The organism is Achromobacter sp. UBA4530 (assembly GCF_002388205.1).
Taxonomy (GTDB): domain Bacteria; phylum Pseudomonadota; class Gammaproteobacteria; order Burkholderiales; family Burkholderiaceae_B; genus Achromobacter; species Achromobacter animicus.
On record NZ_DGMA01000008.1, the window covers coordinates 253,361 to 268,471 of the forward strand.

The following is a 15,111-nucleotide window of genomic DNA, read 5'->3' on the forward strand; positions in this document are numbered from 1 at the left end:
CTCACGCCTGTCCGGGGCTTCCGACAGTTTCCGGGCTGGTCCGCTTGGCCACGCGCTGCAGAAATGCATCCAGCGCCGGATTATCGTGCTGCGCGTGCCAGGCAAGGTACATGTCCGCATAAAGATCGCGCTGGCCGATCGGCCGGAACACCACGCCTTCAAACCGCAGCTCGCGCGCGGAATCCGGCACGAGGCCCACGCCCAGCCCGGCTCGCACCAGCGCCAGCAACGTATGCGTCTGCCCGGCGCGCTGCACATACTGCGGCTGCACGTCCGCCAGGCCGAAAGCGCCCACGATGCGGTCGTAGAAGTACTTGCCTTCCCGCGGCGAATACAGCACGAATGGCTGCCCTTGCAGCAACCGCAGCGGCACGATGGCGTGCTCGCACAAGGGCGAATCGGCGGGCAGCGCCAGCACCAGCGGTTCCCGCTCAAGCAGGCGCGACTCGATGCCTGCCTGTTGCGGCACGCTGCGCGCCAGGATGGCGTCCAGTTCGTGGGCCAGCAGCAGGCGGCTCAGCTCGGTCGTCACGGTTTCGCGCAACTGGATCTCCACGCCCGGCAGCAGCTTGCGCGCCTGCAGGATAAGCGACGGCATCAGGCGATACGAGGCCACGGCCGTGAAGCCCAGCCTGATGTGGCCGGCTTCGCCGCCGGACGTGCGGCGCGCGGTGGCGGCGGCCTGCGCCGAAAACTCAAGCAAATGGCGCGCATCGCGCAGAAAGCGCCGGCCAGCGGCGCTAAGCACCACCTGCCGGCTGTTGCGCTCGAACAGGGTCACGCCCAGGTCCTGCTCCAGCAGCTGGATCTGGCGCGACAGCGGCGGTTGCGTCATGCACAGGCGCTCGGCGGCGCGGCCGAAGTGCAATTCTTCGGCAACCGCAATGAAGCACTCGAGCTGGCGGAATTCCATCGATTCAATCCTTGAATTGATTGATGCTATTTATAGCTCGAACGGCTATCCATGGACAGGCATCCCTATACTCGGCTGCAGGGCTGGATTCCGGCCCGCGTAGCATCAGGAGCCTTACCCGCAGCACCATTTTTTTGCGGCCTCGCCGCCATCAACGCCATAAAAGAGAAAATCCATGGAGACAAAGAACACCGCCCGGATTCGCGTCCGGCTCCTCGCCGCGGCGCTGGCCCTGGCTGCCACCGCCGCCTTGCCGCACGCGGCCAGCGCCGCAGGGTATCCGGACCGCCCGATCAATCTGATCGTCCCCTTCTCGCCCGGCGGCGGCACCGACATCTCGGCGCGCCTGCTGGCCGCGGCCCTGGGTGAAAAATTCTCGTCGTCGGTGGTGGTGGACAACCGCCCGGGCGCCGGCGGCCAGATCGCCGCCGACCTGGTGGCCCGTTCGCAGCCCGATGGCTACACGCTGCTGTTCGCAAACTCGGGCATGCTGGCGATCAACCCCTGGATCTACAAGCTGCATTCCGACCCGGTGAAGGCGTTTGCGCCCGTGTCGCTGTTTTCGGACCTGCCGTTCGTGCTGGTGGTGCCCGCCAGCCTGCCGGCCAAGAACGTCGCGGAGCTGGTGACGCTGACCAAGTCCCAGCCCGGCAAACACACCTTTGCCAGCTCGGGCACGGGCGGCGCGCCCCACCTGTCCGGCGAGATCTTCCAGGAAGCCACCGGCGTGGATCTGGTGCACGTGCCCTACAAGGGCGGCGGCCCGGCGATGACCGATCTGATGGCCGGGCGCGTCGACATGCTGTTCGCGTCAGTCCTGGAGACCATGCCGTATGTCACGGCCGGCAAGCTGCGCGCGCTGGCCGTGACCGGCGCGACTCGCTCGCCCGCGATGCCGGACGTGCCCACCATCGACGAAGCCGGCGTCAAGAACGCGCAGAGCGGCTCGTGGACGGCAGTGTTGGCGCCGGCCGGCACGCCGCAGGCCGTGATCGACAAGCTGTCCGAGGCGATCCGCGCCGTGGCGGCCGATCCCGCGGTCAAGGCCAAGCTCGAATCGCAGGGCGCCGTCGCCCACGGATCGACACCCAAGGAGCTGCAGGATCTGGCCGCTAGCGAGCGCGAACGCTATGGGCAGATAATCAAGTCCCGCAACATCCAGACCAACTGATTCCGGTCCCGGCCCGCCCCGGCGGGCCTTTCCTTCTTACCTACATAAGCCGTATCCATGACTGCATCCCTTCCCGCCTCCGCCGCCGATCTGCTGATGGTCGGTCCCCTGCTGCCTGAACTGGTGGCCGACCTGGAATCGCGCTACCGCGTTCATCGCCTCTGGGAGGCCCAGGACCCGGCGGCGCTGCTGCGCGAACATGGCGCCGCCATCCGCGGCATTGCCACCAGCGGCCGCTTCGGCGCGACAAAGGAATTGATCGACGCCCTGCCCGCCCTGGAAGGCATCTTCAGTTTTGGCGTGGGGTACGACACCATCGACATCGCGGCGGCCAAGGCGCGCAACGTCGTGGTCACCAACACGCCGGGCGTGCTGGACGCCTGCGTGGCCGATACCGCGCTGGCCCTGATGCTGGCCGTCTCGCGCCGCATCGCGGAAGCCGACCGCTTCGTGCGCGCGGGCCGCTGGCCCACTGAAGGGTTCGGCCTGGGTTCGCGCATGACCGGCAAACGCTGCGGCATCGTCGGCCTGGGCAACATCGGCCTGCAGATCGCCCGCCGCGCGCAGGCCTTCGACATGGAGATCCTGTACACCAACCGCAAACCGCGCCCCGACGCGCCCGAGGGCTACCGTTATTGCCCGGACATCCTCGAGCTCGCCGCGCAATGCGACTTTCTGGTGCTGGCCGTGCCGGGCGGCGGCGCGACGCGCCACATGGTGAACGCGCAGGTACTGGACGCCCTGGGTCCGGACGGCTGGCTGATCAATATTGCGCGCGGCACGGTGGTCGACGAAGCCGCGCTGGTAGCGGCGCTGCAGAACAAACGCATTGCCGGCGCCGGCCTGGACGTGTTCGAACACGAACCCGCCACGCCCCCGGAACTGAACGCCATGGACAACGTGGTGATGCTGCCGCACATTGCCAGCGGCACCCACGAAACGCGCCGCGCGATGGCGGACCTGATGCGCGCAAATCTGGATTCGTGGTTCCGCGAAGGCCAGGTGCATACGCGCGTGGTGTAACGCGCAACAGCTGACTACTGAGGTTTGCGCGGCCTGCCGGATTGACCGGCAGGCCATTTTTCAGGCCGCTTCCACGGCCGGCGGATCGATGGACCGTTGCGGGGCGGGCATGGTGCGATCACAAAGTGCCCATCCCGATGCCGGGTTGCGCCGATCGTGCAGATAATCCCAATTGGCGCCGCATTCGCCGCACGTGAATGCCTCGTGCGTGACGCCGCGTTGCACCAGGGGCAACGACCGGACATGGCCCAGGCTGATCAGGTTTTCATGCCCCGGCGCCCCCGCCTGATCCACGGTGATGGCCGCACATTGGCCGCACAGCATCGCTCCACTCCCTTTCATTTTGCTTTCACGGAATGGTACGGACGACGGGGCTTCAAAGGCTCAACAATTCTCACATTCGGTATTGCGGAGTTACCCGTTCCCACGAAGTGGGCGCCATTGCTGTAAACACCGACGCCTGCCTTTCATCCCGGCGGAATATACTGGATAAATAAACAGTATTTTCCGCCATGCCGTTCAAAAACCCCCTTTCCCACGCCGACCTGCGGTGCATCCGCGAGCGTCAGCCCTGGAACCCCGATGTGATCACCCTGCTTTGGGAGGTCAAGCGGCTGCGTTCGATCTTGCTGCGCGCTTATCAGCTATCCGGCGACTTCAAGCGCCCGGCCGGCATCACCGGCGAGCTCTACGACGATTTCATACGCGACCTGCACCGCGAACCCTGCGTGCTGGAGCGCGACGACATGAAAGACGCGCTGCTGGAACCTTCCAACCGGTTGCGCAAGGGGATGGCTCCCAGATAGCGCTGGAGCGCAGACGGGCGCGGGAGTATCGTCAAAGGCGCATCCTGGCCCAGAACGGAGATGTCCCATGTCTGCCCCTTCGCAAACAGAATTGGAATCCGGCGCGTCACAACAGGGCAACCTCGTGCAATTCCTGCTGTGGATTGCGGCGCGTCCTCGCACCTACGCAGAGACCATGGAAGCGTGGCGTACCCACTGCCCCAGGCTGTCGGCCTGGGAAGACGCCACGGCGAATGGCCTGATCGACATGACGCAGGAGCAAAGCACCGTGAAAGGCGAAGCCGTCCTGGTGCTGACGGAAAAAGGCCGTGCGCTTCTGGCCTCCCATGCGCCGCTTCAGGGCGCGCAAGCCGGACCCGACGGGTCCTAGCGCTTTTCCCCGGCCTACCCCATTTCCATCGCTGGAATCGAGCCTGTGCGGCGCTGAATCGTCCTTCAGCGGCTGCGCCTTCTCTTGGCGCGCCGGACCGGGCCCACCTCCGGACTTACCCTAAGTCCTTGAAATAACTCGCGGTAATTAAAAATGCGCGGTCATTCGCATCTAGGGAATTTACTTATGCCTTTTTAGTATTTGTAGGGTGCATACTCGAGCGGCCAGAATTCGTCCTTGGCATAAATCAAGACCAATGGAACTCCGTCAACTCGAGGCCTTTGCGGCCGTCATGTCCACCGGCAGCGTCACCGCGGCCGGACGGCTGCTGGGACGCTCGCAGCCGGCGATCAGCCGGTTGTTGCAGGAACTGGAGGCCGAGATCGGCTATCCCCTGTTCGCGCGCAGCGGTCCCCGCGTGACGCCGACCGAACAGGGGTTCCTGCTGTATGACGACGTTGAACGCGCACTGACCAGCCTGCAGCAGATCCGCGGCCGGGCCGATGAAATCGCGCGCGGCCAGGCGCAGCCGCTCCTGGTGACCGCCACGTCCGCCCTCGCCGCCGGTCTGGTGCCCGCTGCCCTCAAACGCATCGAAGACCGCCTCGGCGCCGCACGCGTGCAGTTGCGCAGCGCCTCGCCTGAACGCGTAGTGCACGCCGTGCTGTCGGGCGCCGCGCAACTGGGCGTGACCAGCCTGCCGCTGGAACACCGCGGCCTGACCGTGCACTGGATTGCCCAGGCCCCCTGCGTCGTCGCCCTGCCCGAAGACGATCCTGTGGCGCAGCATGCCGTGGTGCCGGTGTCGGCCCTTGCCGGCCGCCGTCTCATCACCATGGCCAATCCCTATCGCCTGCGCCGCCGTCTGGACGCGGCCCTCTCGCACAACGTACAGGCGCTGGGCACCATTGAAACCAATTCGTCCGTCAATGCCCTGGCCGCGGTCCGCGCCGGGCTTGGCGTGTCGCTGCTGGAACCCGTGACTGCCTACGGCTCGCCGGTGGCGGGCGTGGCGATCCGGCCCATCGACCTGGATATCCCCTTCTTTTTTGGGGTCATCACCCCGCAGTCGCAAACGCTGACGCCGGCCTGTCAGGCCATGGCGGACGCACTGGCCGAAGCCGCCGCAGCCCTGCTGCCGGGCTTTGTGCTGCACGACGCCTGCGAGCATTCGGCGCTGTTGCAGTCGATCTACGGCGATGACGCCCCTGTTATGGAAACACCCGCATCATGAATCTGCCCATTGCCACCCCGCCGCAAGGCCTGCCCGCCCTGGAGGCGCGCCTTCGGCAAGATCTGTCCTGGCTGGAACTGCCCGCCAAGAACTGGGTGACGCCCCGGCTGGTCGATGGCCAGCAGGTTCTGGACGTGGCCATCATCGGCGGCGGCATGGGCGGTCTTGCGGCGGCCGCGTCGTTGAAGCATCTGGGCATCGACGCGCCGATTTTCGATCAGGCGCCCGAAGGCTTCGAAGGCCCGTGGGCCACGACGGCTCGCATGGAGACGCTGCGCTCGCCCAAGCAACTGACCGGTCCCGCGCTCGGCCTGCCCGCCCTGACCTTCCGCGCCTGGTTCGAAGCGCAATTCGGTCTGGACGCGTGGGAAGCGCTGGACAAGATCCCGCGCCTGCAATGGATGGACTACCTGCGCTGGTACCGCCGCGTGCTGAACCTGGACGTGCGCAACGAACACCGCATCCTGTCCGTGCAGCCGCGCGCCGACAAGCTGGTGGAACTGGACATCCAGTCGCCCGCCGGGCGCAGCACCGTCCTGGCCCGCCGTGTCGTGCTGGCCACGGGCCGCGACGGCCTGGGCGGCGCCTATGTGCCTGACTTTGCAAAGAAACTGCCGCGCGACCGTTGGGCGCATTCGTCCGACCTGATGGACTACAACACGCTGGCCGGCAAGCGCGTCGGCGTCGTGGGCGCGGGCGCATCCGCCATGGACAGCGCGGCGACCGCGCTGGAAGCCGGCGCGGCCAGCGTCGACCTGCTGATCCGCCGCAACGACATTCCCCGCATCAACAAGGGCAAGGGCGCGGGCAACCCAGGCCTGACCCACGGCCACCTGACGCTGCCCGACGAATGGAAGTGGAAGATCCGCCACTACATCAACGCCGCGCAAGTGCCGCCCCCGCGCGGCAGCACGCTGCGCGTGTCGCGCCACCCCAATGCCTTCTTCAACCTGGGCTGTGGCGTGCTGGACCTGGCGCTGATCGATGACGAGATTCACGTCACCACGCCCAAGGGCGTGTTCGTGCTGGACTTCCTGATTTTCTCCACGGGCTTTCGTATCGACTGGACCGTGCGCCCGGAATTCGCGCCGCTCGCGCCTCACGTGCGCGCCTGGGGCGACCGCTACACGCCGCCCGCCGGCGAGGAAGACCAGGAACTGCATGATTCGCCCGACCTGGGCGCCGTCTTCGAACTGCAGGAAAAAGTGCCCGGCGCCTGCCCCGGTCTGGATCGCGTGCACTGCTTCTCGTACCCCGCCGCGCTGACGCAAGGCACGATCTCGGGCGACATCCCCGCCATCAGCGAAGGCGCCAAGCGCTTGGCGCAAGGCATCGCGGGTCTGTTCTACCGCGAAGACGTGGCCACGCACTACGCCAACATGGAAGCGTTTGCTGAGCCCGAAGTGTTCGGCGATGAATGGACCCCAGCCCCTGCGCCGGCGACCGCTTCGCAGGCGGAGACCGCGCAATGACCGCATGGCTGCTACGCCGCGTGGCGCAAGCCGCCGTGGTCGTGTTCCTGATGACGCTGATCGTCTTCGTGGGGCTGCACGCCATCGGCAACCCCGTGGACATCCTGATCGGCCAGGACGTGGACCAGGTGGACCGCGCGCGCATCATCGCCGAACTCGGCCTGGACAAGCCCCTGTGGCAGCAGTACCTGGCCTTCCTGAACGGCGCGCTGCACGGCAACCTGGGCAATAGCTTCGTCTACAACATCCCGGCGATCGAACTGGTGATTCAGCGCCTGCCGGCCACGCTTGAACTGGCGATCACCGCCCTGTCGTTTGCCGTCATCGTCGGCCTGCCGCTGGGCCTGTTCGCCGGCCTGTACCCCGACAGCCGCGCGTCCAAGATGATCATGGCGGGCAGCATCGTCGGTTTCTCGCTGCCCACGTTCTGGGTGGCGCTGATGCTCATCATGGCGTTCAGCGTTTCGCTCGGCTGGCTGCCGGCCAGCGGCCGCGGCCAGACGGTGGAGTTCCTGGGCTTTCAGTGGTCGTGGCTGACGGCCGACGGCTGGCGCCACCTGATCCTGCCAGCGTTCAACCTGTCGCTCTTCAAGATCTCTTTGGTGATCCGCCTGACCCGCGCCGGCGTGCGCGACGTGATGCCGCTGGACTTCGTGAAGTTCGCGCGCGCCAAGGGCCTGTCGCCGTTCCGCGTGGTCTGTGTGCACGTGCTGCGCAACACCATGATTCCGCTGGTGACCGTGCTGGGCCTGGAACTCGGTTCGACCATCGCCTTTGCCGTCATCACCGAAAGCATCTTTGCCTGGCCCGGCGCCGGCAAGCTGATCCTGGACAGCCTGAACGCGCTGGACCGCCCCGTGATCGTGGCCTACCTGATCGTGGTGGTGTGCCTGTTCGTGACGCTGAACCTGATCGTCGACATTCTGTACAAAGTGCTGGACCCCCGGGTGCGGCTGGAGGCCACGGCATGAGTTCCGTATCCAATACCGCGCAGGCGCCTGCCCTGCGCCGCGAGTCGCCCTGGCGCCGCAACCTGACCGAGTTCCTGTCGTCCAAGACGGCGGTGCTGGGCCTGGTGGTGGCCACGCTGCTGATCCTGGCCGCCGTGCTGGCGCCCTGGATCTCGCCCCAGAACCCGTATGACCTCTTGCAGATCGACGTGCTGGACTCGCGCCTGCCGCCCGGCACCATGAACGGCCTGGAGACCTTTCATTACTGGCTGGGCACCGACGGCCAGGGCCGCGATCTCTTGTCCGGCATCCTGTACGGCCTGCGCATCAGCCTGGTGGTGGGCGTAGGCTCGGCGCTGATCGCGGGCGTCATCGGCACGCTGCTGGGTCTGTTGGCCGCCTACGCCGGCGGCAAGGTCGACGCCTTCATCATGCGTCTCGTGGACCTGATCCTGTCGTTCCCGTCGATCCTGGTAGCCATGATGATCCTGGCCTATCTGGGCAAGGGCGTGGGCAACGTGGTGCTGACGCTGGTGATCCTGGAATGGGCCTACTACGCCCGCACCGCGCGCGGCCAGGCCCTGGTCGAACGCCGCCGCGAATACGTCGAAGCTGCCCGCTGCCTGGACATTCCCAACTGGCGGATCATGTTGAAGCACATCCTGCCCAACTGCCTGCCGCCGCTGATCGTCATCGGCACCCTGCAGATCGCGCGCGCCATCACGCTGGAAGCCACGCTGAGCTTTCTGGGCCTGGGCGTGCCGGTGACCGAACCGTCGCTGGGCCTGCTGATTTCCAACGGCTTCCAATACATGCTGTCCGGCGAATACTGGATCAGCTTCTACCCCGGCATCGCGCTGCTCATCACCATCGTGGCGATCAATCTGGTGGGCGACCGCCTGCGCGACGTGCTGAACCCGAGGACTCACAAATGACCGACCGCACCGCCTCGGCAGGCGCGCCGGCCACGCTTGAAGTGCGCAACCTGCGCACGCAATTCCATACCCGCGCGGGCGTGCTGCCCGCCGTGGATGGCGTCTCTTTTAAGCTGGAACGCGGCAAGATTCTGGGCCTGGTCGGCGAATCCGGCTCGGGCAAGTCCGTGACGGGCTTCTCCATCATGGGTCTGGTCGATGCGCCGGGCCGCATCGCCGGCGGCGAGGTCCTGTTCCAGGGCCGCGACCTGACCAAGCTGGCGCCGCGCGAGTTGCGCAAGCTGCAGGGCAACCGCATCGCGATGATCTTCCAGGATCCGATGATGACGCTGAACCCCGTGCTGCGGGTGGACGTGCAGATGATCGAGACCGTGCGCGCCCACAACCGGATGAGCAAGGCCGAGGCCCGCATCCTGGCGCGCGACACGCTGGGCATGATGGGCATTCCCAGCCCCGAGGAACGCCTGCTGGCCTACCCGCATCAACTGTCCGGCGGCATGCGCCAGCGCGTGGCCATTGCCATTGCCATGCTGCACCGCCCGGATCTCATCATTGCCGACGAACCCACCACCGCGCTGGACGTCACCATCCAGGCGCAGATCCTGTCCGAAGTGCAGAAACTCGCGCAGCAGCACGGCACCAGCCTCATCTGGATCACGCACGATCTTTCCGTGGTGGCCGGCCTGGCCGACGACGTGGCCGTCATGTACGCCGGCCGCATCGTCGAACACGGCAAGGTCGACGACGTGCTGGACCGTCCGCAGCACCCGTACACCGTGGGCCTGATCGACAGCCTGCCCAGCAACAACCAGCGCGGGCAGCGCCTGCGCCAGATTCCCGGCATGACGCCGAACCTGCTGCACCTGCCGGCCGGCTGTGCGTTCGCGGCGCGCTGCGCGCGCGCCACCGCCGCCTGCGGCCAGCAACCCGGCATCACCCAAGCCTTACCCGACCACGACGTGCGCTGCTTCCATCCTTCCATCCAGATCCACCGCGAGGTGGCGGCATGAGCGCAAACGCCAACGCCCCCACCCCGCTGATCGACCTGCGCCAGGTCAGCAAGCGCTTCGGCGAACGCAAGATCGGCGCCACCGGCCGCGCGATGCAATCGCTGGGCTTGTCCAAGCCGCCCGCCATCACGCGTGCCGTGGACCATGTCGATCTCATCGTGAACCCCGGCGAAGTCGTCGGTCTGGTCGGCGAATCCGGCTGCGGCAAGTCCACGCTGGGCCGCATCGCGGCCGGCCTGCTCACGCCGTCCGGCGGCGAGGTCCGCATCAACGGCGTGCGCCCGGCCGACATGAACGCGGCCGAAGCCCACGCCGCGCGCCTGAAGGTGCAGATGATCTTCCAGGACCCCTATGCCAGCCTCAACCCGCGCCTGCGCGTGGACGAGATCGTCGGCGAAGCGGCGCGCATTCATGGTCTGGTCGGCAACGGCGACTTCGATGACTACGTCAGCGCGCAACTCGAGCGCGCGGGCCTGGACCCCGCCCTGCGCCAGCGCTATCCGCACCAGTTCAGCGGCGGCCAGCGCCAACGCATCGGCATTGCCCGCGCGCTGGCCGTGCAGCCGTCCATGCTGGTATGCGACGAGGCCGTGGCCGCGCTGGATGTGTCGATCCAGGCGCAGATCCTGAACCTGTTCATGGACCTGCGCGAAGAGCTGAACCTGACGTATCTCTTCATCAGCCACGACCTGGGCGTGGTCGAACACCTGTCCGACCGCGTCGTCATCATGTACCTGGGCCGCGTCGTGGAAACGGCGACGGTGGAAGAAGTCTTCCAGCGTCCCAACCATCCGTACACCCAGGCGCTGCTGGCCGAGATTCCCACCCTGAAGTCGCGCCACAAGACCTTTACCGCGATCAAGGGCGAGATCCCCAGCCCGCTCAACCCGCCTACCGGCTGCCATTTCCATCCGCGATGTCCGCACGCGATGCCGCGCTGCAAGACCGAGGTTCCCACATTGAAGGGAATCGCCATCAACCACCTGAGCGCCTGTCACCTGAACGACATGGCCTGACGATCAATGACTGCGGCACGACCGCCGCGGTCAATGGACCCACTCCGTTCCCCCTCTACCAAGGATCCCGGACAATGAAACGCCTGATTCTCTCGACCCTCACCGCCGCCATCCTGGGCGCCTCGGCCGCAGCTTCCGCCGACAACCTGTCGATCGGTTTTGCCGACCCGCTGTCGTCGCTGGACCCGCAGTTGAACAACCACGCCGGCGACCGCTCGGTGGCCCTGCACTTCTGGGACCTCCTGATCGAGAACAAGTGGAACAAGCTGCAGCCGGGTCTGGCCGTGAGCTGGAAGCCGCTGGACAACACCACCTGGGAATTCAAGCTGCGTGAAGGCGTCAAGTGGCAGGACGGCACGCCGTTCACCGCCGACGACCTGATCTACTCCTACACCCGCGCGCGCGGCGTGCCCGGCAGCGTCGCCACCTACGCCGGCTACCTGCGCACCATCGACACGATGACCGCCAAGGACCCGCTGACGCTCATCGTCAAGACCAAGGCCCCGAACCCCGACCTGCCCCTGAACCTGGCGTCCATCCACGTCGTCAGCAAGCACGTCGGCGAAAAGTCGTCGACCGAAGACTACAACTCGGGCAAGGCCATGGTCGGCACCGGCCCCTACAAGTTCGTCTCGTACACCCCCGGCGACCGCGTCCTGATGGAACGCAACGACGCCTACTGGGGCGACAAGCAGATCTGGGAAAAGGTCAACTACCGCTACATCAACAACGCCGCCGCCCGCACCGCCGCTCTCTTGGCCGGCGACGTGGACGTGATCGACAAGGTCTCGGTGTCCGACCTGGCCAAGCTGCAAAAGGCCTCGAACATCTCGGTCTACCCGTACGACGGCCTGCGCGTCATGCTGCTGCAACCCAGCTTCAACCCCGCGCCCAACCAGTACATCACCGACAACAACGGCAAGCCGCTGGACAAGAACCCGCTCCTGGACGTGCGCGTGCGCCAGGCGCTGAACCTGGCCATCAATCGCAAGGCCATCGCCGACCGCATCCTGCAAGGCGCCGCCACCGAAGCCAACCAGTGGATGCCCAAGGGCACCTTCGGCTACAACCCCGAAATCAAGGACATCCCGAACGATGTCGCGCAAGCCAAGAAGCTGCTGGCCGAAGCGGGCTTCCCGGATGGCTTCAAGCTGACCATGCACGTCCCCAACGACCGCTACCCGCAAGGCCCGGAAACGGCCCAGGCGGTGGCGCAGTTCTGGACCCGCGTGGGCGTGAAGACGCAAGTGGAAGTCGTGCCGTGGGCTGTGTACTCGGGCCGCGCCAACAAGAACGAATTCGCCGTCAGCATGCTGGCATGGGGCAACGGCACGGGTGAAGCCAGCTACGCGCTGGTCAACATCCTGGCCACGGTCGACGCCAAGAAGGGCCTGGGCGCATCCAACTGGGGCCACTACAGCAACGCCAAGGTCGACACCGCGCTGGAGCAATCCACCTCGGAATTCGACGTGGCCAAGCGTGAAGCCATCCTGCGCGACTCGGTCAAGCTCGTGTCCGATGACGTCGGCATCTTCCCGCTGTTCCACTACAAGAACATCTGGGCAACCAAGAAGGGCCTGAAGGTCACGCCGATGACCAGCGACCGCACGGCCGCCATGATGGTCACCAAGGTTTCGGACAAGTAAAGCCATGGCGCCGACCCTGACCATCACCCCCGCGGACGCCCTCATCGACGTCCCGCGCCAGATCCGCGTCGAACACGTGGCGCCCGGCGCGACCGTCGAGATCACCGCCCTCACCCGCCGCAACGGCGTGGTCTGGCAAGCCCAGGCCGCCTACACGGCGGGCGAGGACGGCGTGGTCGACCTGACCCGCGAAGCGCCCGTTTCCGGCGACTACACCGGCCTGTCCCCGATGGGGCTGATCTGGGCGCAGTCCCCCGACGACGGCAAGAGCCGTGAATACTTCAACCACCCGGTGACCGACGCGTTGGTCACCGACGTGGTGGCTCGCGTGGAAGGCGCCGAAGCGCGCGCCAGCTTCACGCAACGCCTGGCGTCCGACGGCGTCACGCGCGTTGAAGTCCGCGAGGAAGGTCTGGTCGGCACCCTGTACCTGCCCGCCGGCAGCGCGCCGGGATCGCATCCCGCCGTCATGATCCTGAATGGCTCCGGCGGCGGCATCAACGAACCGCGCGCCGCCCTGTACGCCTCGCGCGGGTACGCCGCCTTTGCGCTGGCGTACTTCAAGGCGCCGGGCCTGTCGGACTACATTTCCAACACCCCGCTCGAATACTTCCAGACCGGACTGCGCTGGCTGCGCAAGAAGGTCCAGCCCAAGCACGACTTCGTCGCCATCAGCGGCCAGTCGCGCGGCGGCGAACTGGTGCTGCTGTTGGGCGCCACCTTCCCCAAGGAAGTGTCGGCGGTCGTGGCCTACGTGCCCGGCGCTGTCGTGCACAGCGGCCAGAACGCCTGCGATCCCAAGATCGGCCGCGAAGGCCCGACGTGGCTGCTGGGCGGCAAGCCCGTTCCCCACGTCTGGGAAAACAACCGTACCGCCACGTGGGCCCCGTTCGATGAAGGCCCCGCGCCGCATCGCCACGAGAAGGCCATCCTGACCGCGCTGCAAGACCCCGACGCCGTCGCCCGCGCCCGCATCCGCGTGGAAGACATCGAAGGCCCGGTCATGCTGCTGTCCGGCACCGACGACGGCTCGTGGCCGTCCAGCCTGTATTCGAAGATGGTGCAGGACAAGCTGGTCGAGGTGCAGCACCCGTACCCGGTCAAGTGGCTGGATTACGAGAACGGCGGCCACTCGATCCTGTTCCCCTACGTGCCCACCACGCAGCTTGTGTACGCCCACCCGGTGTCGGGCAAGATCAGCACCAGCGGCGGCAACCCCAAGGACAACGCCCGCGCCGACCAGGAATCCTGGGAAGGCGTGACGTCGTTCCTGGATGCGGCGGTGAAGGCCAAGGGTGCGGCGGTTGCGACTGCGGTCGACAAGCGCAACGCCGGCTGAAAGAAACTTTAGGAGAATTCGTCAATGGCACAACAACCCATCGTCTACGACATCAACAAAGACCTCGTCGACCAGCTCGTGGGCCTGACGCCCGGCAGCCAGACCTTTGACGTGCGCCACAAGCGCGACAAGGTCGCCGCCGCCACGCAAGGCAGCTACGACGCCCTGTTCGACCCGGCCCTGCCCGGCCTGTCGCTGGCCGACCGGCTGCTGGTCGCGCTGTATGCCACGCGCATCACGCCGTCGCCGCTGCTGGCTGCGCACTATCGTGCCCGCGCCGTGGAAGCCGGCGCCGCGGCAGCGGACATCGCCGTCGCCGAATCGGGCAAACCGGCCGACGCCGCCAACCCGCAACTGGCCGCCGTGCTGGAATTCACGCGCAAACTGATTGAAAAGCCTGTCGAAGGCGACGAGGCGGCGCTGAAGACGCTGCCGGCGGCGGGGGTTTCGACGCCCGCTGTCGTCACCCTGTCGCAGCTCATCGCCTTCCTGTCGTATCAGACGCGTCTGGTGGCGGGGTTGGTGGCGATGAAAGCCGCTGAGGGTCAAGGCGCCGGTTCTGCTGCCGCGGAAGCGACTGCCGTCATCAACCCCGGCAACACCGAACCCGGCGACGTCATCAAGGCCCACGGTTTCACGAACGAAGTCCTGGAGTGGAAGGCCTGGCTCGACGTCGTCAACGTCGACACCGCCACGCCCGAACAGATCGCCGTCCTGGAAGAAAGCCACCCCAAGGCCAAGGTCTCGGACTACTACCTGTTCCTGGTCCACCAGCCGGAAATCCTGCGCCAACGCTCCACGGCCTTCAACGCCATCATGTACGCCCCGGGCGGCATGTCGCGCGCCGAACGCGAACTGGGCGCCACCGTCGTGTCGCGCGTCAACGGCTGCGTGTACTGCGCATCGGTGCATGCGCAGCGGTTCGAGCAACTGGCCAAGCGCAATGACGTGATTGGGCAGGTGTTCGAGGATCCGATCACGGCTGGCACGACCAAGCGTGAACAGGCGATTGGCAAGTTCTCGATCCAGATCACCGAAGCGCAGGCTGACGTGAACGCGGCCAGCATCCAGGCGCTGAAGGACGTTGGATTGAATGACGGTGAGATCCTGGATCTGCTGCATTCGGACGCGATCTTTGCGTGGGCGAATCGGTTGATGCTGAATCTGGGTGAGCCTGTCCTCGTGACGGTCTGAGGCGCTCCTTTGACCTGCGTGTCTGGCGCCGG

General features: G+C 66.3%; 15 protein-coding genes. 13 read left to right on the plus strand and 2 right to left on the minus strand.

Features of this window, described 5'->3' with window-relative positions:
• Window position 1 precedes the first annotated feature (1 nt).
• The gene (locus B2W22_RS07980; protein ID WP_286937094.1) at window positions 2-913 is read right to left on the minus strand and encodes a LysR family transcriptional regulator; all 912 of its coding nucleotides are present in this window, start codon (window positions 911-913) and stop codon (window positions 2-4) included.
• A 175-nt stretch (window positions 914-1,088) separates the two neighbouring features.
• On the opposite strand from B2W22_RS07980, the gene B2W22_RS07985 reads away from it, so the two are divergent.
• Together B2W22_RS07985 and B2W22_RS07990 are read left to right on the plus strand one after the other, a co-directional pair.
• Window positions 1,089-2,084 (plus strand): Bug family tripartite tricarboxylate transporter substrate binding protein, encoded by a 996-nt coding sequence (locus tag B2W22_RS07985; RefSeq protein ID WP_286937096.1) that lies wholly within the window; start codon window positions 1,089-1,091, stop codon window positions 2,082-2,084.
• Window positions 2,085-2,141: 57 nt separating this feature from the next.
• Window positions 2,142-3,107 (plus strand): 2-hydroxyacid dehydrogenase, encoded by a 966-nt coding sequence (locus B2W22_RS07990; RefSeq protein WP_286937097.1) that lies wholly within the window; start codon window positions 2,142-2,144, stop codon window positions 3,105-3,107.
• A gap of 60 nt (window positions 3,108-3,167) precedes the next feature.
• Here B2W22_RS07990 and B2W22_RS07995 read toward each other — a convergent pair whose 3' ends face one another.
• The gene (locus B2W22_RS07995) at window positions 3,168-3,449 is read right to left on the minus strand and encodes a hypothetical protein (RefSeq protein ID WP_254594126.1); all 282 of its coding nucleotides are present in this window, start codon (window positions 3,447-3,449) and stop codon (window positions 3,168-3,170) included.
• A 170-nt stretch (window positions 3,450-3,619) separates the two neighbouring features.
• Here B2W22_RS07995 and B2W22_RS08000 point away from each other — a divergent pair, with 170 nt between their 5' ends.
• From B2W22_RS08000 to B2W22_RS08050, 11 genes are all read left to right on the plus strand, one after another.
• Window positions 3,620-3,913 carry a hypothetical protein gene (locus B2W22_RS08000; protein WP_175136209.1) on the plus strand — a complete coding sequence of 98 codons (294 nt, stop codon included), beginning with the start codon at window positions 3,620-3,622 and terminating at the stop codon, window positions 3,911-3,913.
• Window positions 3,914-3,980: 67 nt separating this feature from the next.
• Window positions 3,981-4,283 (plus strand): hypothetical protein, encoded by a 303-nt coding sequence (locus B2W22_RS08005; RefSeq protein ID WP_286937099.1) that lies wholly within the window; start codon window positions 3,981-3,983, stop codon window positions 4,281-4,283.
• 256 nt (window positions 4,284-4,539) lie between these two features.
• Window positions 4,540-5,517: a LysR family transcriptional regulator gene (locus B2W22_RS08010; RefSeq protein ID WP_286937100.1), complete on the plus strand. Its 978-nt coding sequence runs from the start codon at window positions 4,540-4,542 to the stop codon at window positions 5,515-5,517.
• Window positions 5,514-6,989, plus strand: a complete 1,476-nt coding sequence (locus B2W22_RS08015) for a flavin-containing monooxygenase (RefSeq protein WP_286937102.1) — start codon at window positions 5,514-5,516, stop codon at window positions 6,987-6,989. The genes B2W22_RS08010 and B2W22_RS08015 overlap by 4 nt, the downstream gene beginning before the upstream one ends.
• Window positions 6,986-7,960 carry an ABC transporter permease gene (locus B2W22_RS08020; RefSeq protein WP_056566643.1) on the plus strand — a complete coding sequence of 325 codons (975 nt, stop codon included), beginning with the start codon at window positions 6,986-6,988 and terminating at the stop codon, window positions 7,958-7,960. The genes B2W22_RS08015 and B2W22_RS08020 overlap by 4 nt, the downstream gene beginning before the upstream one ends.
• Entirely contained in the window at window positions 7,957-8,874 is a 918-nt protein-coding gene (locus B2W22_RS08025; protein WP_286937104.1) for an ABC transporter permease, read from the plus strand. The genes B2W22_RS08020 and B2W22_RS08025 overlap by 4 nt, the downstream gene beginning before the upstream one ends.
• On the plus strand, window positions 8,871-9,884 hold the full coding sequence (locus B2W22_RS08030) for an ABC transporter ATP-binding protein (RefSeq protein ID WP_286937106.1): 1,014 nt from the start codon (window positions 8,871-8,873) through the stop codon (window positions 9,882-9,884). Before B2W22_RS08025 ends, B2W22_RS08030 begins: the two co-directional genes overlap by 4 nt.
• Window positions 9,881-10,900: an ABC transporter ATP-binding protein gene (locus B2W22_RS08035; protein ID WP_286937108.1), complete on the plus strand. Its 1,020-nt coding sequence runs from the start codon at window positions 9,881-9,883 to the stop codon at window positions 10,898-10,900. The genes B2W22_RS08030 and B2W22_RS08035 overlap by 4 nt, the downstream gene beginning before the upstream one ends.
• Window positions 10,901-10,974: 74 nt before the next feature.
• Entirely contained in the window at window positions 10,975-12,546 is a 1,572-nt protein-coding gene (locus B2W22_RS08040; protein WP_286937110.1) for an ABC transporter substrate-binding protein, read from the plus strand.
• 4 nt (window positions 12,547-12,550) lie between these two features.
• The gene (locus B2W22_RS08045; RefSeq protein WP_286937112.1) at window positions 12,551-13,885 is read left to right on the plus strand and encodes an acyl-CoA thioester hydrolase/BAAT C-terminal domain-containing protein; all 1,335 of its coding nucleotides are present in this window, start codon (window positions 12,551-12,553) and stop codon (window positions 13,883-13,885) included.
• Between the two features lie 24 nt (window positions 13,886-13,909).
• The gene (locus B2W22_RS08050; protein WP_175121169.1) at window positions 13,910-15,079 is read left to right on the plus strand and encodes a CMD domain protein; all 1,170 of its coding nucleotides are present in this window, start codon (window positions 13,910-13,912) and stop codon (window positions 15,077-15,079) included.
• The last annotated feature ends 32 nt before the right edge of the window (window positions 15,080-15,111 follow it).